Source organism: Saccharibacillus sacchari (assembly GCF_037722395.1).
Taxonomy (GTDB): Bacteria; Bacillota; Bacilli; order Paenibacillales; family Paenibacillaceae; genus Saccharibacillus; species Saccharibacillus sacchari_A.
Genome location: NZ_JBBKAR010000033.1, coordinates 603,946 through 623,793, shown reverse-complemented (window position 1 = coordinate 623,793; position 19,848 = coordinate 603,946). Strand labels below are relative to the sequence as shown.

At 52.3% G+C, this 19,848-nt stretch carries 19 protein-coding genes; 5 read left to right on the top strand and 14 right to left on the bottom strand.

Translation table 11 applies throughout. The features are described 5' to 3' along the window. Positions 1–62: 62 nt before the first annotated feature. Entirely contained in the window at positions 63–2,678 is a 2,616-nt protein-coding gene (gene adhE, locus WKI47_RS11580; protein WP_340227280.1) for a bifunctional acetaldehyde-CoA/alcohol dehydrogenase, read from the bottom strand. A 560-nt stretch (positions 2,679–3,238) separates the two neighbouring features. Here adhE and WKI47_RS11575 point away from each other — a divergent pair. Beyond that, on the top strand, positions 3,239–3,955 hold the full coding sequence (locus WKI47_RS11575) for a Crp/Fnr family transcriptional regulator (RefSeq protein WP_340227279.1): 717 nt from the start codon (positions 3,239–3,241) through the stop codon (positions 3,953–3,955). Positions 3,956–3,988: 33 nt separating this feature from the next. On the opposite strand, the gene WKI47_RS11570 is transcribed toward WKI47_RS11575, so the two are convergent. The 8 genes from WKI47_RS11570 to WKI47_RS11535 all read right to left on the bottom strand — a co-directional run bounded on the left by WKI47_RS11570 (position 3,989) and on the right by WKI47_RS11535 (position 11,432). Next, on the bottom strand, positions 3,989–4,735 hold the full coding sequence (locus tag WKI47_RS11570; protein WP_340227278.1) for a hypothetical protein: 747 nt from the start codon (positions 4,733–4,735) through the stop codon (positions 3,989–3,991). 153 nt (positions 4,736–4,888) lie between these two features. Further along, a complete protein-coding gene (locus tag WKI47_RS11565) occupies positions 4,889–5,218 on the bottom strand; it encodes a winged helix-turn-helix transcriptional regulator (RefSeq protein ID WP_037289418.1) in 330 nt (109 codons plus the stop codon). A gap of 95 nt (positions 5,219–5,313) precedes the next feature. After that, complete coding sequence (locus WKI47_RS11560; RefSeq protein ID WP_340227277.1) at positions 5,314–5,997, bottom strand: uracil-DNA glycosylase; 684 nt, start codon at positions 5,995–5,997, stop codon at positions 5,314–5,316. A 254-nt stretch (positions 5,998–6,251) separates the two neighbouring features. Continuing rightward, positions 6,252–6,983 carry a ThuA domain-containing protein gene (locus tag WKI47_RS11555; protein WP_340227276.1) on the bottom strand — a complete coding sequence of 244 codons (732 nt, stop codon included), beginning with the start codon at positions 6,981–6,983 and terminating at the stop codon, positions 6,252–6,254. A 44-nt stretch (positions 6,984–7,027) separates the two neighbouring features. Then, a complete protein-coding gene (locus tag WKI47_RS11550) occupies positions 7,028–7,996 on the bottom strand; it encodes a sugar phosphate isomerase/epimerase (RefSeq protein ID WP_340227275.1) in 969 nt (322 codons plus the stop codon). 474 nt (positions 7,997–8,470) lie between these two features. Next, a complete protein-coding gene (locus WKI47_RS11545; protein ID WP_340227274.1) occupies positions 8,471–9,553 on the bottom strand; it encodes a Gfo/Idh/MocA family oxidoreductase in 1,083 nt (360 codons plus the stop codon). Then, positions 9,546–10,316 (bottom strand): sugar phosphate isomerase/epimerase, encoded by a 771-nt coding sequence (locus WKI47_RS11540; protein ID WP_340227273.1) that lies wholly within the window; start codon positions 10,314–10,316, stop codon positions 9,546–9,548. Before WKI47_RS11540 ends, WKI47_RS11545 begins: the two co-directional genes overlap by 8 nt. A gap of 24 nt (positions 10,317–10,340) precedes the next feature. Further along, positions 10,341–11,432: a Gfo/Idh/MocA family oxidoreductase gene (locus WKI47_RS11535; RefSeq protein WP_340227272.1), complete on the bottom strand. Its 1,092-nt coding sequence runs from the start codon at positions 11,430–11,432 to the stop codon at positions 10,341–10,343. 183 nt (positions 11,433–11,615) lie between these two features. On the opposite strand from WKI47_RS11535, the gene WKI47_RS11530 reads away from it, so the two are divergent. Then, positions 11,616–12,440, top strand: coding sequence for a helix-turn-helix domain-containing protein (locus tag WKI47_RS11530; RefSeq protein WP_340227271.1), 825 nt, complete (start codon positions 11,616–11,618; stop codon positions 12,438–12,440). Between the two features lie 59 nt (positions 12,441–12,499). On the opposite strand, the gene WKI47_RS11525 is transcribed toward WKI47_RS11530, so the two are convergent. Continuing rightward, positions 12,500–12,886, bottom strand: a complete 387-nt coding sequence (locus tag WKI47_RS11525; RefSeq protein WP_340227270.1) for a hypothetical protein — start codon at positions 12,884–12,886, stop codon at positions 12,500–12,502. Between the two features lie 322 nt (positions 12,887–13,208). Between WKI47_RS11525 and msrA the strand changes: the two genes are divergently transcribed. Further along, on the top strand, positions 13,209–14,183 hold the full coding sequence (msrA, locus tag WKI47_RS11520) for a peptide-methionine (S)-S-oxide reductase MsrA (RefSeq protein ID WP_340227269.1): 975 nt from the start codon (positions 13,209–13,211) through the stop codon (positions 14,181–14,183). 118 nt (positions 14,184–14,301) lie between these two features. Here msrA and WKI47_RS11515 read toward each other — a convergent pair whose 3' ends face one another. After that, positions 14,302–14,835 carry an NADPH-dependent FMN reductase gene (locus WKI47_RS11515; RefSeq protein ID WP_340227268.1) on the bottom strand — a complete coding sequence of 178 codons (534 nt, stop codon included), beginning with the start codon at positions 14,833–14,835 and terminating at the stop codon, positions 14,302–14,304. Between the two features lie 237 nt (positions 14,836–15,072). On the opposite strand from WKI47_RS11515, the gene WKI47_RS11510 reads away from it, so the two are divergent. Continuing rightward, positions 15,073–16,365, top strand: coding sequence for a hypothetical protein (locus WKI47_RS11510; protein WP_340227267.1), 1,293 nt, complete (start codon positions 15,073–15,075; stop codon positions 16,363–16,365). A gap of 260 nt (positions 16,366–16,625) precedes the next feature. Beyond that, the gene (locus WKI47_RS11505) at positions 16,626–17,051 is read left to right on the top strand and encodes a DUF2188 domain-containing protein (protein ID WP_340227266.1); all 426 of its coding nucleotides are present in this window, start codon (positions 16,626–16,628) and stop codon (positions 17,049–17,051) included. 143 nt (positions 17,052–17,194) lie between these two features. Here WKI47_RS11505 and WKI47_RS11500 read toward each other — a convergent pair whose 3' ends face one another. From WKI47_RS11500 to WKI47_RS11490, 3 genes are all read right to left on the bottom strand, one after another. Beyond that, positions 17,195–17,896 (bottom strand): YitT family protein, encoded by a 702-nt coding sequence (locus WKI47_RS11500; RefSeq protein WP_340227265.1) that lies wholly within the window; start codon positions 17,894–17,896, stop codon positions 17,195–17,197. 388 nt (positions 17,897–18,284) lie between these two features. After that, positions 18,285–18,785 (bottom strand): Crp/Fnr family transcriptional regulator, encoded by a 501-nt coding sequence (locus tag WKI47_RS11495; RefSeq protein WP_340227264.1) that lies wholly within the window; start codon positions 18,783–18,785, stop codon positions 18,285–18,287. Positions 18,786–18,806: 21 nt separating this feature from the next. After that, positions 18,807–19,781, bottom strand: a complete 975-nt coding sequence (locus WKI47_RS11490) for a helix-turn-helix transcriptional regulator (RefSeq protein ID WP_340227263.1) — start codon at positions 19,779–19,781, stop codon at positions 18,807–18,809. Positions 19,782–19,848: the final 67 nt, after the last annotated feature.

Below are 19,848 nucleotides of genomic sequence, written 5' to 3'. Positions count from 1 at the left end.
TGAAGGGCGTCGGAAGCCCGAGCGGATCAGAGATGGTCCTTTTTCAGAGCAAAGGCAACGTATTAGTCTTCGAATCTGCCATAGAAGGCGTCGCGGTATACGTCAGCCAGTTCGGTTACGAGCGGCAGTTTAGGGTTAGCGGTTGTGCATTGGTCTTCAAACGCGCGGTCAGCCAGGTAATCAACGCGCGATTCAAACTGCTTCGCATCGAAGCCCAGTTCTTGGAACGTAGCCGGGATACCCAATTTTTCGTTCATTTCGCGAATAGCTTTGATCAAGCTTTTCACGCCTTCTTCGGTCGTTCTGGCCGGCAATCCCAGAATGCGGGCAATTTCGGCATAACGCTCGTCAGCTACAAAGTGCGAGTATTTCGGGAACGAAGCGAACTTCGACGGTTGTTTCGCATTGTAGCGGATAACGTGAGGCATCAGGATGGCATTGGTGCGGCCGTGAGCGGTATGGTATTCGCCGCCCCATTTGTGCGCCAAACTGTGGTTGATGCCGAGGAAAGCATTAGCGAACGCCATACCGGCAAGCGTCGAAGCGTTGTGCATTTTTTCACGGGCCAACTTGTCGCCGGTCAGCGCCGATTTTTCCAGGTTGGCGAACACGAGCTGGATCGCTTTGATTGCCAAGCCGTCGCTGTAGTCGCTGGCCATAACCGATACATAAGCTTCGATCGCGTGAGTCAGAACGTCCATGCCTGTGTCGGCTACCGCGACTTTAGGCAGCGAGTACACGAATACCGGATCGACGATCGCCACGTCTGGAGTCAGTTCGTAATCGGCAAGCGGATATTTGGTATTGCCTTTTTCCTTATCTGTGATAACGGCGAACGATGTCACTTCCGAACCTGTACCCGAAGTCGTAGGGATTGCGACGAATTTCGCTTTGCGGCCCAGACGAGGGTATTTGTAGATCCGTTTGCGGATATCCATGAATTTTTGTTTCAGGTTGTCGAAGTCGGTATCCGGATATTCATAGAACAACCACATGCCTTTCGCGGCATCCATCGGCGAACCGCCGCCAAGAGCGATAATGCAGTCCGGTTGGAAACGTTCCATCATGGCGCGTCCGCGTTCAACCGTTGTGGTCGATGGATCAGGTTCGACTTCCGAGAACACTTCGATCGCAACCGGAGTTTGGCGTTGACGCAGATAATGCTGAACGCGTTCCACATAGCCGAGCTGTACCATCATTGGGTCTGTTACGATTGCCACACGGGTGATGTCCGGCATTTTAGCCAGGTATTGCGTTGCGTTCTTTTCGAAATAGATCTTGTCCGGAACTTTGAACCATTGCATATTCACGGTACGGCGCGCCACCCTTTTCACGTTAATCAGGTTCACAGCGGTTACGTTCGACGATGTCGAGTTACGGCCGTAAGATCCGCAGCCCAGCGTCAGCGATGGCAGGTTCGTATTGTAAATGTCGCCGATCGCGCCATGCGTCGAAGGCGAGTTAACGATGATCCGGCCTGTTTGCAGGCGGTTCGCGAAACGTTGGATCACCGCGTCGTCGTTCGAGTGGATCGCCGACGAGTGGCCCATGCCGCCGAATTCGACGATTTCCGCGGCGCGAGCGATACCTTCGTCCGCCGTTTTAACTTTGTAGCAAGCCAGAACCGGACTCAGCTTTTCGGCCGACAACGGATATTTCGTGCCTACGCCTTCGATCTCGGCAACCAGAATTTTCGTTGTTGCCGGAACCGTGATGCCGGCCATTTCCGCGATCTTCACAGCCGATTGTCCGACGATGGCCGGGTTGACCGCGCATTTTTCCACGTTCATGGCGCTTGGTGTCAACTTGGCAATTTCATCTTTATTCAGGAAGTAACAGCCGTTTGCAATCATTTTCTTTTTAACCCGGTCAAAAATCGGTTCTTCGATGATAACCGCTTGTTCCGATGCGCAGATCATGCCGTTATCGAATGATTTCGACAAAATCAGGTCGGTTACGGCTTGGTCGATATCGGCTGTTTTTTCGATAAAGGCCGGAACGTTACCAGGGCCTACGCCGAGAGCAGGCTTGCCGCAGCTATAAGCCGCACGGACCATTGCGCCGCCGCCTGTTGCCAGAATCAGCGCCACGTCGTTGTGGTTCATCAGAATGTTCGTTTTGTCCATCGAAGGTTTGTCGATCCATTGGATACAGCCTTCCGGTGCGCCTGCTTTAACCGCTGCTTCATGCAAAATCCGGGCAGCTTCCGAACTACAGTATTGCGCAGATGGGTGGAATCCGAATATAATAGGGTTACGTGTCTTAATCGAAATCAGCGCTTTGAACATGGTTGTGGAAGTCGGGTTGGTTACGGGCGTGATCCCCATCACGATCCCTACCGGTTCCGCAATCTTCTGGAAGCTGTCATACTCATTGTCCTCAATGACGCCTACCGTTTTATCATTTTTGATGCTGTGATAAATGTATTCTGTTGCGAAAAGATTTTTTGTGATCTTGTCTTCGTACACGCCGCGTTTCGTTTCTTCAATCGCGATCTTGGCGAGATACATGTGCTTGTCCAGGCCGGCCAGGGCCATTGCTTGCACGACGTTGTCGATTTGTTGTTGGTCCATTTGCATGAACGCTTCCTGAGCTTTTTTCGCGTTATCAATCAGTTTTTGAATGTCCTGTTCAGCGGTTGGTTCAACAGTACGGGCGGCTTCATTTTTCACTGCCATTTCCCTCATCCTCCTCAAGATGTTTGCGTTGTTTTCTCTACGTCACAAATCATAGCACACCGTTTTTGGTTTGGGAAGTGAAAATTTTCACAAAATAATTTTTAGCACTTTTCCGCCGCTTTTTCCCGTTCTCCTCCGACATTTCCTTACATTAATTGTCCTCGACTTCATTCCGCCAAAAAAATTTAAAATCATTTTTCTGTTTGCGCTTTTTACTCGCGGAAGAGTGTTCCGAACTTCAAATCGCTTTTCTATTCGTTGCTTTTTCCGAGTAAAAAAACAGCGATATCTTCAACCTCGGGACGATCATTTCCCTCCAAAATAAAAATATAAAAATTTACGTAATAACAATTGACAAAAGCGCCTGTATCATTCATGATAAAAGTATAAAGTGAAAAAAGTCACAATGTTTGATATTTCGTCACCGTTTTTCACTCCACTAACCCCAAAAACTTGAAATTTTCAGTTATAATTAATTTAAAATTTGATTAACCAAAACGCGTCAGTCAATGCTTTGCCGATCAATCGAAGTGTGCGCTTGCGCAAAGGAGATGTTAACGATGAGTCAATACCACCATGCCACTAATCACCGAGGCAATACCGGATGTTTTTCGGATCAAAATATGAAACGTCTGGAAGTCGTCATGAAGGACCGCCATATTCCGGAAGGCTCGCATTTGTTTTGGGAGGGAGATCTTGCCGACAAGCTTTATTATATTAAAAGAGGCCGTGTCAAGCTAACCAAATCGACCGATGAAGGCAAGGAACTCATCCTTTACATGTACCAAAGCGACGATATGGTCGGGCAAGCGGACCCTTTTTTCAGCAGCAAGCATAGCTTTACGGCTGAAGTGATCGAGGATACCGAAGTGGGCGTTATCGAACATAAGGATCTGGAAGTGCTGATCTGCCAACACTGTGACTTTGCGATCGATTTCATGAAATGGATGGGTATCCATCACCGCCTGACGCAAACCAAATTCCGCGATCTTATGATGTACGGCAAGCCGGGCGCTCTTTGCTCGACACTGATTCGCCTGGGCAACACTTATGGCGAAAAGCACGGCGAAGGAACGCTGATCAATAAAAAAATCACACACACCGATCTGTCGAATATGATTGGAGCTACGCGCGAGAGTGTTAACCGGATGCTTAGCGATCTGCGTAAAAAAGGTGCTGTCGAGTATGAAAATGGCATGATCGTGATTACCGACCTTGCCCTGCTTCAAGAAGTCTGCCACTGCGAACTTTGTCCAAACGAAATATGCCGGATCTAAGCGATCCGGCTTTTTTGCGCGCTTTTACTCCGATTAGAATCGCTCTAGCGTCAACTCCACATAATCTCCCGGCTGCAAAGGCATATCAAAACCCCGATCAGGATTGAGCTCTTTCCCGTTCATCTTAAGCACCCAGGTCTCCCGTGGCTTGGTCATATAACCTTCTTGCGTATCCGGATTGGCTTTCACCAGCCTGATGCTGCGATCGTTCTCGGACATGGTCACCAATCCGCTGGCTTTCAGCACATCGCGAACCATCGTTCCCTCTGTATACGGATGCGCATAAGAACCGCCCAATGACGGATTCAACTCTCCCCCGCTGATCAATAAGGTGTTAACCGGCGCTCCGTCATTGCCCGGCGCTTCGATATAGAGCAGAATTTCGTCCCCGGCTTGAACACGTGCGCTGAAATCATCCCCGGGAATCTCTTTTCCGTTCTGCTTAACCGACCATACCAATTCGGAATGAAGCTCCGTATCATCGACTGAAGCAATTCGCCCTTCATTATCGAATCGGACAATGCCGCTGCGTTCCAGAGCATCACGGATCGTATCTTCGGTTCGGTAAGAACTGATCAGCGAGCGATTCTCATTTGGCATATAGATGCCTCCATCAACGACCAGTCTGAAGTTTTCGCCGCTATTTGCTTCTGCTTCAGCTGTTGGATCGGCTGAAGGCTGTCGAAGCAACACGGCTGTCGCCGCTACCGCTGTAACAAGCAGGATGGCAAGCACGAACAGCAGCACACGTTGATCGGGCAGCTTCATTTTAGTCCGCATTGGCCCCCGTTCCCTTCCTCCCGAAGTGTAACCGATTTGCTCGGTTCATCTTGTTTATTGTAACAAAATCAGCAGGCTTTTCTCAAATGTGCAGATCACGAAATAAAAAAAGAACCCCTTTGTCTACAAAGAGGTTCTTTGCGGCTCCATGGATCAGTCGACCCAAGACTCCGCCCACATCTGAATTTGCTGCATAACCGGCTGAAGCGCGCGGCCTTTTTCCGTCAATTCGTATTCGATCCGTACAGGAGTTTCTGGATACACATGACGAACCAGAATCCCTTCACCTTCCAAATCCTTCATCCGCTCGGACAACATTTTGTCGCTCATCATCGGAATTTGGTTGGAAATGTCTTTAAACCGCTTCGGACCGCTCATCAAAGTCTGAATAATCAGACCGTTCCAACGCTTGCCCAAAAACGAAAAAGCCGTCTCAAATCTCGGACAAAGCTGCATCGACACTTCATGTTTTTGCTCTATCATAGATGATCACCTCTTAGAAGATTCCCTCTGAAGAGAAACTTACGATTTGTTAGTTTATTTCATATTAACACATTTCCAAGAAAAAGAAAATGCCTTCACGAATTATTTTTTACCGCTAAAAAATTTCTAAGTGCCGTCAAATCGCGATCAATGACCTCTTCAAGCGAACGATTGTAAATGACAGCGGCCGGATGGTACAGCGGAAAAATCGAATACGAGCGTTCCCCGAACACATAACCGGAAATCGGGTCTTCCGGATCTTCAAGCTGAAGCACCGGACCTTCGATCGCTTTGCCATGGAGCGAAGAAATAGTCTCATGACTGCCGATCAGACGATGCAGACCGATATTCCCCATCGGTACGATGACTTGCGGCTGAACATACTCGATCTCAAAATCCAGAATCGGCGCATGAGCCAACACTTCATTTTTGGTCGGCGTGCGATTGGAACGGCTGATCCGCGGAATGGTTCCTTCGGAAGCCCCTGCCACGACTTTGTCTTTAAAAGGTCGGCTGCGTACAGCACTGGAAATATAGATATCCTGACGTGTCAGTCCGAGCTTCTCCAAGTACTGTTCCAACACTTTCCCCGCCTGCCCTGTAAAAGGACGCCCTTCCACAATTTCCGTCGCGCCCGGCGCTTCCCCAACAAACATGATCTTTGCCGGAATGGCGCCTTGACCGAGCAAAAATCCTTCAAGGTCATAGCCCTCGGATCTGCGCAGGCACGCCTGGATAATCTTTTCTGTCACAGGCGCGCTGCCGAATTCCACCTTCATAGCCATCCCCCTTTCTTCACTCGCCTTTTCATGATTTACCGGTATTGCTCCTATTTTACCCCAAATCCGATATTGCGCCAAGCTTAACCAGGCTCTTCTCCACAACTTTGTTAACGCTTTCTTCATTATAAATAGAAAAGCCGCCCTCCCGCATAAGCGAAAGGACGGCCGCGCAACGTTCAACCGCTGCACGCCTTTGATATTCATGTTTCCCTAAAGTCGGAATTCGTTTGTTTAACGTCGGCAGAGATGTTTTAAACGAGTTCCGGAGCGTGCAATGGACGTACCGGCTGCGAATGTCCGTATACCGGTTTGGCCGCAGTCGTCGGATAAGCCCAACGAATCGAATTGGAAATCACGCGAATGATATCTTGGTTGTAGTAAGTCGGGTACGTCTCATGGCCTGGGCGGAAATAGAAGATCTTGCCGGAACCGCGGCGGAACGTGCAGCCGCTGCGGAATACTTCGCCACCGGAGAAGTTGCTGATGAAGACGATCTCGTCCGGAGTCGGAATGTCGAAGAACTCTCCGTACATTTCCTCGTGCTCCAGAATGATATTTTCACCGATGCCTTCTGCGATTGGGTGGGACGGGTTGACCGCCCACAAAATCTCTTGTTCGCCCGCTTCGCGCCATTTCAGATCGCAGCCCGTTCCCATCAGCTTTTTAAATGGTTTGGAAAAGTGACCGGAGTGCAATACGATCAGACCCATGCCTTCGCGCACGCGTTGCGCCACGGCTTCCGCGATCGAATCGTCGACCAGTTCGTGCGCCATGTGGCCCCACCAGATCATGACGTCCGTCGAGTCCAGCACTTCTCTCGTCAAACCGTGGTCGTCTTCTTCCAGCGTGCATGTGCGGATCGCGAACCCTTCCGGTGTCAGGGCGCGCTCCAGTTGTTTATGAATCCCGTCTGGATATACGGCTTTCACTTCTTCATCTCTGCGTTCGTGTACGAATTCGTTCCAGATGGTTACATTGATCATCTTAGGTATCCCCTTAATTGTGACTGTAGTTTGGATGTCTTATATTAAACCCACCACATCTCTCCAGCAGGCTCTTCAATGATAACCTGTTGGAGATTGCGTACGGCTTTGCTGAATCCTTCGTCGACCGACATCAGCCCGTCTTCGTGCTCAATACTAACAACGTAATCATAGTTTTGCAAACGCAGTTCGCTAATCATGTCCGACCATACTTTGAGGTCATGGCCATAGCCGACGCTGCGGAAATTCCAGGCCCGATCCTGCATCAACGTGTAGGATTGCATATCGGTCAGACCGTGCATATTGACGTTGTTCTGGTCGATCGTGATGTCTTTGGCATGGAAATGGTGGATCGCTCCCGCGCGTCCGAGAATGCGGATCGCTTGAACCGGATCGATGCCTTGCCACCACATATGGCTCGGGTCAAGATTGACGCCAACGGCTTCACAAGTCGCTTCCCGCAAACGCAGCATGGTTGCCGGCGAATGTGCCGAGAAACCGCCGTGCAGCTCGATGCCGACTTTGACTCCGTGATCCTGCGCGAACTTTCCTGCTTCTTTCCAATAAGGAATGACTTTGTTTTCCCATTGCCATTTCAGGATATCCTGATAATCGTTCGGCCACGGTGCGACTGGCCAGTTCGGATACTTGGCGTCCTCGTGGTCACCCGGACAACCGGAGAATGTATTGACAACCGGCACGTCAAGACGTTGTGCCAGTTCGACGCTTTGTAAAAACACGTCGTGATCGGCTTTGGCGAGTGCTTTTTGCGGATGAAGCGGGTTGCCGTGGCAGCTCAGCGCACTGATGATCAATCCGCGCGAGTCTACCGCTTTTTTGAACGCATCCAACTTCGACTTATCGGCCAGCAGCTCTTCCGGGTTGCAATGCACGTTGCCCGGATTTCCGCCTGTAGGGATTTCTACCGCTTTGAGCCCTTTTTCCGCAATATAATCGAGCGACTCTTCAAATCCCCGTTCGTTGAACAATACCATAAATACTCCAAGCTTCACGAACCGAACCTCCTTAGTTATTATATCCGTATTTTGAAACTGATCTGAATAGGAAAGAGGTGCCAATAAGCGCCTTTTTCCGACAAAAGTTATTGGGGTGAAGTTCCTGTACGGGTTGGAAGCGAGGGGCTACGGAAGAAAGTTCGTTTCGGTCGCTTGTTGCCCCGGGGCAAAGGCGAACTATGGCATAGGCTTCCGAAGTGCATTTCTTTGAAATGCTTCAGCTCCTACACTGAACTTTCTTCCTCCGCCGTATAGCTTCGCAAAAGCAAAGGAACTTCACTTTTTGGAAAAAGTTAAAGAACTTCAAGAGCTAAAGATAAAAACTAAACATAAGAGCTAAGTGAGCGAAATGACGACTCGCTCACTGGCGCCAAGGGATTAAAAGAAAATCGGGAGAAAAATAAAGTTTTAAAGCCTTGCACTTATGGAACGCAGAGAGCGTTTCAAAAGATCACTTTTCGGTGAGAAGTTTTAGTTGAAATATACGGCTTTGCCGGTTTTGGCGGACTCGTACAGGGCTTCGAGGATTTGAGTGACCACGAGAGCTTGTTCCGGTTTGACGACCGGATCTTTGTCTTCGAGGATCGCTTCGAGCCATTGGCGAGCTTCGCGGTCTTCGGCGTTTTCGGAGCCGCCGTCGTAGAAGGCTACGCCGCCGGAGCCGAAGTCGACTTTGGTTTCGACGAGACGGCTGCGGTTTTCGCCGTTGATGTGCAGGCCGTCGGCCATGTCCGCGCCGCCTTCGGTGCCGCAAAGCAGCGTTTGGGCTTCGCCGAATTTGCGCACGTTGAGCGCCCAGCTGGATTCGAGCACGATCGTTGCGCCGTTTTCCATTTTGATAAAGCCGAACGCGGAGTCTTCGACTTTGAACTGTTCCGGGTCCCACGGGCCGAAAGCGTTGGCGGCATTTTCGCGGCTGCCGAGTTTGTGGAACGTCGAGCCCATAACGCTTTGCGGCTTGTAGTTGTCCATCAGCCAGAGAGTCAGGTCAAGCGCATGCGTGCCGATATCGATTAACGGGCCTCCGCCTTGTTTTTCTTCGTCGAGGAATACGCCCCAAGTCGGAACGGCGCGGCGGCGCAGCGCGATAGCTTTACCGAAGTAGATATCGCCAAGCTCGCCTTTTTCGCACATATCTTTCAGGTGCAGGCTGTCGTCGCGGAAGCGGTTTTGGTACGCGATCGACAGTTTTTTGCCTGTGCGTTCCGCCGCCTCGATCATGCTGCGTGCTTCTTCCGTTGTCTTAGCCATTGGCTTTTCGCACAGCACATGCTTGCCGGCTTCAAGCGCCGCAATCGTGATTTCCGCATGGGAATCGTTGGGTGTGCAGACGTGAATGACTTCGATGCTTGCGTCCTTCAGCAGTTCGGTGTAATCCGTATAGACTTTGGCACCTTCAGCGCCGTATTGGTCAGCCGCTTCTTGGGCACGGGATTCGACGAGGTCGCAAAAAGCGACGAGTACAGCTTTATCTTGTCTGGACAGAGCGGGGAGATGCTTGCCGTTGGCAATACCTCCACAACCGATTACGGCGATGTTAAGCGTTTTAGACATTCAATTTTGCTCCTTCTGCTGCGTATTTTTTAACCCATTCCATGCTTGTCGCAATGCTTTCGAGCGGCTGGCCGCCCGCACAGTAGTCCTGTTCGACGACGATCCATTGCACGCCCGCTTCGATAGCGGCATCCGCGATCGCTGCAAGGTTGACTTCGCCTACGCCCAGCTCGGCCGTAATGGCTTTACCGTCGGCATCGCGTGTCATGTCTTTCAAATGGATGATCGGCAGGCGTCCTTTGTAGCGCTGGATGTATTCCACCGGATCGTAACCGCCGTAGTGTACCCAACAAGTGTCCATTTCCACTTGCAGATCTTCAGCCGGAACGGCATCGTACATGGCATCGAACACGGGCTTGCCGTCTACTTCTTCCGTCATTTCGAAATCATGGTTATGGTAAGCGAGCACGGCACCCTGTTTGCGGGTACGCTCGCCAAGGTCTTTCAGGTTAGCGAAGACTTTGTCCCATTGACGGTCTTCTTCTTGCAGATAAGGCACGATCAGGGTGTCGTTGCCGATTTGTTTGTTGTAAGCGATCTCTGCGTCGAGATGTTCAAGCAGCTGCGTGTATGCGGTATGCGTACCCAGCGCCGTCAGTCCGAGCTCGTCGAGAATCGACTTTACTTCTTCTGCGCTATGACCGAAAAACGCATGGAATTCTACGCCTTTGTAACCCAGAGCGGCTACCTTCTCAAGTGTTCCGCGGAAATCTTTTTCCATTTCTTCGCGTACGGTGTACAACTGCAATCCTACTTGTGCCATTGTGTGCTCCACCTTTTCATCAAATTATAATTTGAGCGAATCATGTCTTGCGGCAGGAACTTTGTACGAGCTGTCGAGCGTGATATGACGGCTTTCCGCAGAAGAGTGCATAAAGGCATGCATGGCTTCCAGCACGTGATAAGCCAGCTCTCCGCTCGCCCGGTGGCGACGGTTTTCCCGAATGCTTTTGACCATGTCTTCGACGCCTAGTCCCCGCTCATTGCGGGCGCTTTCGAAAATAGGCGGAAGCACTTCCCAATTTTCCGAACCGGCACGGCGCAATCGGACGTCCCCGCCGAAGAAGTTCGGATCAGGCAGCGATAACGTCCCTGCCGTTCCGTAGATTTCCATCCGCGGCAATTCGGTTGCTCCGCGTACATCGAAGCTCATAATCATCGTGACGATCGGTCCGCCTGCGAAGTCCAGCGTCCCCGCCAAATGGGTCGGGGTCTGAACCGAGATCGGCGTTCCAGCCTTTGGCCCTGAGCCAATAACGCGATCGGGAATCTGGATGCCGGTCGATGAGCTGATGCGCTGGATCGGTCCCAGCAGATTGACCAGCGCCGACAAATAGTAAGGTCCCATATCGAACATCGGACCTCCGCCGTAGGCATAAAAGAACTCGGGGTCCGTATGCCAGCCTTCCGGACCTCCGCCAAGCATAAAAGCAGTTCCTGCAACGGGACGGCCGATCAGGCCTTCCTCGATGGCTCGGCGAGCCGTACTGACCCCTGCGCCGAGAAAAGTATCCGGCGCGCAGCCGACAGTCAGATTGCGCTTGGCCGCCTCATCGAGGATCAGACGCGCATCCTCCAGCGAGACCGCGAGCGGCTTTTCCCCGTAAACGTGTTTGCCTGCCTCGATGGCGGCCAGATGTACGGAAGCGTGGCTGGCGGGAATCGTCAAGTTGATAATCAACTGTATCGATTCGTCTTCCATCAACTCTTCCATCGTGCAAGCGGTTGCAATGCCGAATTCGGCGGCACGCTCTTCCGCTTTTGCGGGTACCCGGTCGGCGAGCGCAACCACTTCGATCCATTCGCTCGCGGCTAGGTTTTGTAAGTATATGGCACTGATGTTACCGCAGCCGACGATTCCAGTCTTCATGCGTGTCAAAAGAACACCACTCCTTCATGTCGATGACCAAGTTGCTTGATGACCGAGACGTTCTCGGTTTTATAGTTCGTGGTTGGTTCGCTTTCATGGTATTGCATATCGTTTTGTATTAAAATGAAGAATATAATCGAAACATGAACAATCTGGTCATTATTTTATTTTCTTTTTCAAGGAGTAGCTGATATGCAGACGACTGACCTCCCGTGCCAAGTATTTACCGCAGGATTTTCTTTCCACCGTACACCTTTTCACGTTCATCGAACGGAGGGACTTGGCAGTTATCTGCTTCGCCTTCAGACGGACGGCACTTCCGAAGCGTTGGTCGATGGAAAAATGCAACGGATTGAAGCCGGAGACCTGCTGCTCTACGGGCCAAATGAGACGTACGAACTCAAAATTTTCCCTCCTTCGCCTACGGATGACCGCGAGCGGCCTATGGAAAGCGGGGATTACCACATCTTTTTCGGCGGCGAATGGATCGATCGTTGGTGGAACGAACGCAAGCGGCCGACAAAAATCAATATCCCGCTGAGCGAAGGACTTCTGGGTTTGTTCCGGCAGATCGTGATCGAACAGCGTCGTATTTCCAATCCGGACCCGCGCATCTCCGATTATTATTTGCGTATTTTGTGCCTGGAAACGGATCGTTTGCTGAATGAACAGCCGATCTCGTCAGGCAAGACCTTTCTCGCTTATCGGATCAAGCAGTATATCGAAGAAAACGCCTCCTCCCTGTTCAAACTCGAAGACGTTTCCTCTTACGTGGACATTAGTGTCTCCCGTTGCGTCCATCTGTTCAAAGATACTTTCGGCATCAGCATTATGCAGTATGCCCTCGAAGTACGGCTTGATATGGCAAAAGAACGGATCGTATTCAGTCCGATGCCGCTGGAACAGGTCGCGGAGACATCGGGGTTTGCGAATTATACGTATTTCCACCGGGTATTCCGCAGCAAGTTCGGCATGTCACCGAAAGAGTTTCGGCATACGCGGCAGGAGAAAATGTAAAAAATCCCGTTCGAACGCTTTATGGCGCTTGAACGGGATTTCGTTATGGTCGGACAGGTCTAGCCGTTCGATTCACGTTTCTTTTTCTTCATCTGTTCGATCTCCTCAGCCACGACCATGCCCAGATCTTCGTTGCCGAACATCGTAAGGACGCCGAGCAGCGTATCGTCGGTAATATCGCCGGCTTCTTCTTTGGAAACGGTCAGCTCCAACCCGCGCGCCAAGCGCTCGTTCGCGTGCTGCTCCGGGTAGGCTCTGGAATACAGCTCCACCGGATCGAGATCGTTATTGATACACCACTGCGCATAGACGAGAATCATCATGTCTTCCTCCTGACGGTAGACCTGGACGATTTTCTCCTGCGTTTCCTTTTCCAGCTCACGCCGTCCTTCCGTGCTCTCGTAACGCTCGTAGTCGATATCCCGGTTATCATCGTAATCGCTCATGGTTTATCCTACCTCCTTTCGTTGTCGATGAACAAGGTGCGCTGCACGGCTTCAATAAAAGTCATGCAACAGCTTCCTTTTCGAGTATACGCGCCCGGAAACGGATTGGCAAAGCAACAACGATCCTGCGCAACGTGTTGATTCGTTGATCTCTGAGACGTTTATCTAATACCTTGTCAGCTCTTAAAGGTACGAGGCTTGTAGCCGCAAAGAAGCGCCAGCACTTGCGTAAGCTCTAAAAACGTTTATAATTTAAAGTATAACTTCTAATTTAATTGCGCATCAAACAATTGATTCAAATAAAAGTTACGGAGGGATCTACATGGCCGATTATCCATCTTCTATGATTCAAAAAGCAACGTTTGCGGGAGGCTGCTTCTGGTGCATGGTCACCCCGTTCGAAGATTTGCCGGGCATCGTGAAAGTCGTTTCCGGCTATACGGGCGGACACACGGAAAACCCGACTTATAAAGAAGTATGTTCGGAGACTACGGGCCACGTCGAAGCCGTTCAAATCACGTACAACCCCGAGCTTTTCCCTTATGAAAAATTGCTGGAGCTGTTCTGGCAGCAAATCGATCCTACCGACGGCGGCGGACAATTCCACGACCGTGGCTCCTCTTACGGTACGGCTATCTTTTACCACACGGACGAGCAACGCATCAAAGCCGAAGCTTCCAAAAAAGCTTTGGGCGAAAGCGGACGCTTCGACAAACCTATCGTAACGCCGATCCGGCCGGCCGAAACGTTCTATGAAGCGGAAGAATACCATCAGGATTACCACAAGAAAAATCCGGGTCACTACAAACGCTACAAAAAAGCCTCGGGCCGCGAAGCGTTTATCGAGGATCATTGGAAAACAACGGTGAACAAAGACGATCTCAAACAGCGCCTGAGCGAAATGCAGTATAATGTTACGCAAAAAAACGGCACCGAGCCTGCTTTCCACAACGAGTTCTGGGACCACCACGGCGAAGGCATCTACGTCGATATCGTCTCGGGAGAGCCGCTGTTCAGCTCCCTCGACAAATACGATTCCGGCTGCGGCTGGCCAAGCTTCACCCGTCCGATCCGCGAGTATCAGGTGAAAGAAAAAGTCGATCTGACGCACTTTATGATTCGTACCGAAGTGCGCAGCAAAGAAGCCGATTCCCATCTGGGTCACGTATTCGACGACGGTCCGGGTCCGGACGGCTTGCGCTACTGCATCAACTCTGCGGCACTGCGGTTTGTGCCTGTGGAAAAGCTCGAAGAAGAAGGGTATAGCGAATATCGCGCATTGTTTGCTCAATCCTGAACGCAGCTTTATCCAGCGAACGAATTGGCTTCAAAACGCTCGAACGCCTGACCAATCACGCAAAAAACGGATTCCGTCTGATGACGGAGTCCGTTTTTGTTTGAAGCTATCTAATATCCTAAGCATGAATCCGGCGAATAAGATGCACGAACGTATCGACCGCTTTGCGAATACGCAGCTCGGTCGCCTGATCGGACGGATCGCCGTTCTCGTCGAATTTGCGCTGATCGCTGCCGATCGATATCCATTCCGGGCAGTTCAAGCCGTGCAGGTTGCGCACGATGGCCTGCAAAGCGCCGAGCGAAGACACGCCGACCGATCCGCCCGCCGAGCTTGCGGACAATACCGGTTTGCCTTCGAAATATTCGCTGTTCAGGAAGTCCAGCGCGTTTTTGAGCACGCCGGAGATCGAAGAATGGTATTCCGGCGTCGACAAAACGACAGCCTGCGCCGATTTGACGGCTTGCGACAGCTTGAGCACTTCTTCGTGACCGTAGGCTTCTCCCGGACCGTATAAAGGAAGCTGATGCTCGTACAGACTGAAGACTTCGGTTTCGAATCCTTGCTCCTCCAGCAATTTGGCGACATAGCGGATCAATACGGTGCTGCTGGCCTGCTCGCGGTTGCTGCCGGCGATCAATGTGACTTTCATGGTTAAGCTCCTTCCGGTTTTCGGTTTATCGGTTTCGTTCGCGAATATGCCGCGCGGCGCGGCAATACGCGACCATGTGTGTCATCATAACAGGAAATTTCAAATTTGAAAAATCGTCGTTTGCCGTTTTGGTCAGCAATCAGATCGCGGTCCAGCGGGTAATGGACACGGATAGCGGTTTGAAAGCGTTACCGGGAATGTGTCAATTCAGCCTACCGCGGGAAAGGAAACGGACCAATGACGAACAACGCAAACGGCGAAGAAAACGGCGAGTCTTGTTCAACGCAACCCGGCCGTTCGGCGCCGAGCGAACGCGGACGACCGCCTTTGATCCGCTACGTATCGGCCGCTTTGCTGGCGAGAGGAGCCGATGCCGGAGCTGCCGTCGGCTTCGTCATGCTGGCTTCGGCATCGGGCGCACCGGCCGCGCACGGGGCTTTGATGGCCGCGGCGTTGACAGCGCCGCATGTGTTCGGCTCGCTGCCGTCGCGGCTGCTGGACCGCGCCAAAGACGCCCGGACCGTGCTGGCCGGCGCGGCCGTTCTGTACGGATTGTGCATTTGGGCCGCGGCGCTCGGCTTCGGGCGTTTGCCTTTGGCGATTCCGCTGCTGCTGGCCGCGGCGGCGGGCTTTTGCGGTCCGCTGCTGACCGGCGGACTGAGCAGTTTGTTGGCCCCGCTGATGCCGGGGCAAGAACTTCGGCAACGCCGCGCCGAAAGCTGGGACGCGCTGACCTACGGCATCGGCGGCACGCTCGGCCCTGCCGCCGTCGCCGCGGCGGCGGCCGCTTTGAGCGCGGGCTTCGCGCTGACGGCTTTGAGCGCCGCTTCTTTTGCGGCGGCTCCGCTGCTGCTGGCTTTGCCGAAGGCCGCGCGGCCGGAGCGCGGCGAACCTGCCGGCAGGCCGCCCCGCGCAGCGGGCGAACCGCAAGCGAAGCCGCGCGGCGTGCTGCGCGCGCTTGCCGCGATCGGCCCGCTGCGCCGGGCCACGCTGCTGACGATGGCGGCCGCGCTGCCGGGCGGCGCGATCTCCGTGCTGGCGGTAGCTTTCGCCGAGCGAACCGCGCAAGCCGGCGGCCCGTCCGGCGGTTATCTGGTCACGGCGTTCGGCCTGGGCAATCTGGCCGGTTCGCTGCTGCTTGTCCTGTTCCCGCTGCGCGGAAACCCGGAAAAGCAAATGCGCGGCTGGACCGCAGCCGTCGCGGCAAGCTTCGTTTGCTGCGGGTTCATGCCTTCGTACGCCTGGCTTTTTGCCGCCTTGCTGCTGGCGGGAGCGGCCAACGCGCCGTTTTTCGCCGCGGCTCTGGCGGTTCGTTCCGCGTACTCGCCGGACGGAATACGCGCCCAGGCTTTCGCCGCGATGGCCGGGATCAAAACGGCCGCAGGTTCGGCCGGAACCGCGGCGGCCGGTTTGTTGATCGGCTTCGGCCCGTCCGCGCTGTTTTGGGCGGGCGGCCTGATCGTCGCGCTTGCTTTGCTTGCGACAGGCCAGGACTTGGTCAGAGACAAAAGCAACGTTGCGCCGAGCTGAGATTGCATGTCTACCTACAAAAACATGAAAATACGCATCATAGCGAGAAAATAAGTGGATATGCGCATTTATTGACAAGATCCCGATCGAAACCTCTTCCGATCCGAGATTCACGAACAACCATAACCGTATAACAAGCGATTGAAGTCTTTATTTTTTCCATACAAGGCTACTCAAAAAACGCTTAGTTTATCTGCCGAAAGGGTAGTAAATACTTTCAGCCCCGATCATTCAGCTTTTAACGAATAGGAGGAATCTTTATGCCCTGGGACAAAAACGATTACCCGCAGTCCATGAAAAACCTGGACGAGCGCGTTCGCAACAAAGCTGTCGAGATCGCTAACGCTTTGCTGCGAGACGGCTACGAGGAAGGACGCGCGATCGCCATCGCGACTTCGCAGGCCGAAGAATGGGACGAAAACCATCCCGAGCCAGGCGGCAGCCGTAACAAAGACCATTCGGGCGGTCACGGCGACGAAAGAAAATCAAAGTCCGGATCGTCCGACAGTTCCGCGCTGCACGTCGTTTCGCACGGAGAGCGTTGGGCAGTCAAAGCAGAAGGCCAAGACCAGCCGTTGTCGGAACACGAACGCAAAGAAGACGCCGTACGATCCGCCCGAAAAGAAGCGGACGGTCGCGACGCGCATGTCTACGTGCATAACCGGGACGGCAAAATCCAATCCTGACTTTCGCTTTTAAATTTCTGAAGACCGGATATGCAAAAAAACCGTTTCGGCTTTCTCCATCGCGGGAGAAAATCGGAACGGTTTTTTCAAAAAACGAATGGGGAAATTTGCGGCTCCGGGCCTTCCCCTGCAACCCTATATGCTTACACTCTATTCAAACCTTTGACTTCCGGTGCGGCTTGAGGCACATGACGTTTCGATGGCGCGAACAAACGCGTGATCGAAGTCAGACCTTGACGCAAAATTTGCGGTTCGACGGTCCATGTGATGACTTTGCCTCCGATGCAGACGGCAGCGACCGTATACAACGTCTCGGCCAGCGGCAGATACAGCAGCGACAGCAGCAGTACCGACGCATCCATCAAAATGAATACCGTACCGATCTTGAGTCCCGTTTTCTCGTGCAGCCAGATCGCCGCGCAATCGTCTCCGCCGGTAGCTCCGCCTGAGCGAAGAACCAGACCTCCGCCGATCCCGGTCAATATGCCCGACAGCAACGCGGCAAGCCACAACTGTCCGTGCAGATCGAAGTTCAGCGTAGAGAAATGCTCGATGCCGGCATAGAACGCAGTGAACGAGCCCGCAGCAAGTACGGCCGGTCCCATGTTCCTCCACCCTTTTTTCAGAGCGAATAACAGCATGAACGGAATATCGAGAATCAGAATCGTCAACGCGGGCGACAGCCCGAATGCGTATTCGCCGAGCAGCGAAAGCCCTACAAATCCGCCTTCCGAAAGATGGTTTTGAAAATTAATGTGATAAAACGCGAATGCCATAACGAATGTGCCTGTTAAGATCGCGGCCGCCTGCGCGGACCGCTTCATCCTTTTCCCTTTTGCCTTCATACGATGATCTCCTCATTTTCGCAGTATTTGTCCAGTCGACAATTCGCTGCGAGCCAGAGGGGAAAACCGCAAGGCGTTCATCCTTCGCATGGATGTCCCTTCCCTTCGCAGTGTTTGTCAACAACGATAATCCGACAAACTTTCTACGAGGGACGCTAAGTATAGGAGAGATCGTAACGTTTCCAGATTGTCCTTTGGGGAATACTCCTTCGGGGACTCATGGTATCCTGATCCTTTCTGTGTTTGGATGTGAAGTCTGAGCATTATATACCCAGCGCTGTCACCTTTCTAAACCATTTTACCACAAAGCTTTTTGGGAAGCGACAGAACGAATATGGTTTTTTGTCATTTTCATGTAAAAGAAGATGGTTTTCTTTGTAAAAAAGACCTATTTCGATGCCCGCAGCAAACGGTTTACCGTTTCCCGACGCAAGCCGATCAACTGTCCGATTTCCTCCTGCGTGAGCAGATCCGTCAGCGGTTGTCCATAAGTATAGCTCGCCATCCAGCGCTGCAACAGCTCCAAACGTTCTGCCGGCGTCCCCGCCGTCAAGTGGTCGATCCGCTGTTGCATAAACCGGACCTTTTCCTGAAGCAGCAAAGCGATTTCCAACGCTTTTTTCGGATCGTCTTCCAGACTTCGGTACCAATCAGCGGCTAGAATCGGCTCAACCTCGCTGCGTACAAGAGCGGTTGCGGTGCCGTGCGTTTCTTTGGGACTGATTAGCGAATGATGAGGCACGACCTCACCTGCGTAAAAAACATTAAATAAAATCATATTTCCGTTCTCGTGCAGACGCGTGACTTTGAACAATCCACTATGTACGCGATACAGGTACTTTCCGTCGTCCCCCTGGCGAAACAATATTTCTCCTTTGTGCAAAATCATGCGTTTCCCCTCTTTCCTTCATCAATCCGGGCATACCCGGTACATTTTTCTAACCTTATCCGCTTCGGCAGCTACCGCTTCAGCAAATGCCAACGGCTGGGTGACGCGAACCGATACGCCGAAACCAAGCACGAAACGTAAAGCAAACTCCGGTGTCGCAAGATCGGCTTCCACTTCGTATTGCCCGTGCTCGATCGGCTCTGCGCGCAAAACGCGAACATATCGTTCTTCCCGAAAAGCCTGAAACGCTTCTGCCGTCATGACGCAACTCACGTGGTAATGAGGCAATCGATCCGGAAATGTGCGCAATGAATCTCTCCAGTAGGCAGCCAAATCAAAATGCTCGGGGTACGTAAAGCACTTCTCCGACAACTGAATATTCAGCATTTTGGACACTCGGAAAGTCTTGATAGATTCCCCTTCCCGCGCAGCCAAATACCAAACGCCGCGTTTGACGATCAATCCCAGCGGCTCCACGAGACGGTTCGGATTTTTCGACGCCGTAGCCTGATCCTTCACATACCCAAACGCCAACAAACGCTCTTCCCATACGGCTTCCTGACAGACAGCGAGCGCTTCCGGCGTTGCTGTCGCACGTGTATGCCAGCTGCTCTCATCAATCAACAAGCGGCGTATTAAAAAGTCAGCCCCGTGTCGCTCAGGTTCCGGATAAGCCGCTCTAAGTTTTTGCAAAGCCGCCTCGTAATGTCCACCCAGCCCCACATCGCGAAGCGGACCGGATGAAGCCCGAAGCAACAGCGCAGCGGCCTCATCGGGCGTCATTCCGGTCAGACTGCTGCGGTACCCTTCCATCAGGCTCCAACCTCCAAAACGCCCCCGATGTGCCACGATCGGAATGCCCGATTGCCCGATCGCTTCCAAATCACGGCTTACGGTACGCGTCGTCACTTCCAGTTCATCTGCCAATTCCCGCGTAGACATTCTTCCCCGGCTTTGCAGCAGCAGCACGATTTTCATCAGTCGGTCGCCTCTCACGGAAGGACCTCCTTCGTATTCGGTTTCTTTTTTATGTAAGTCCATTATATAAGACAAAGGTTGTCAT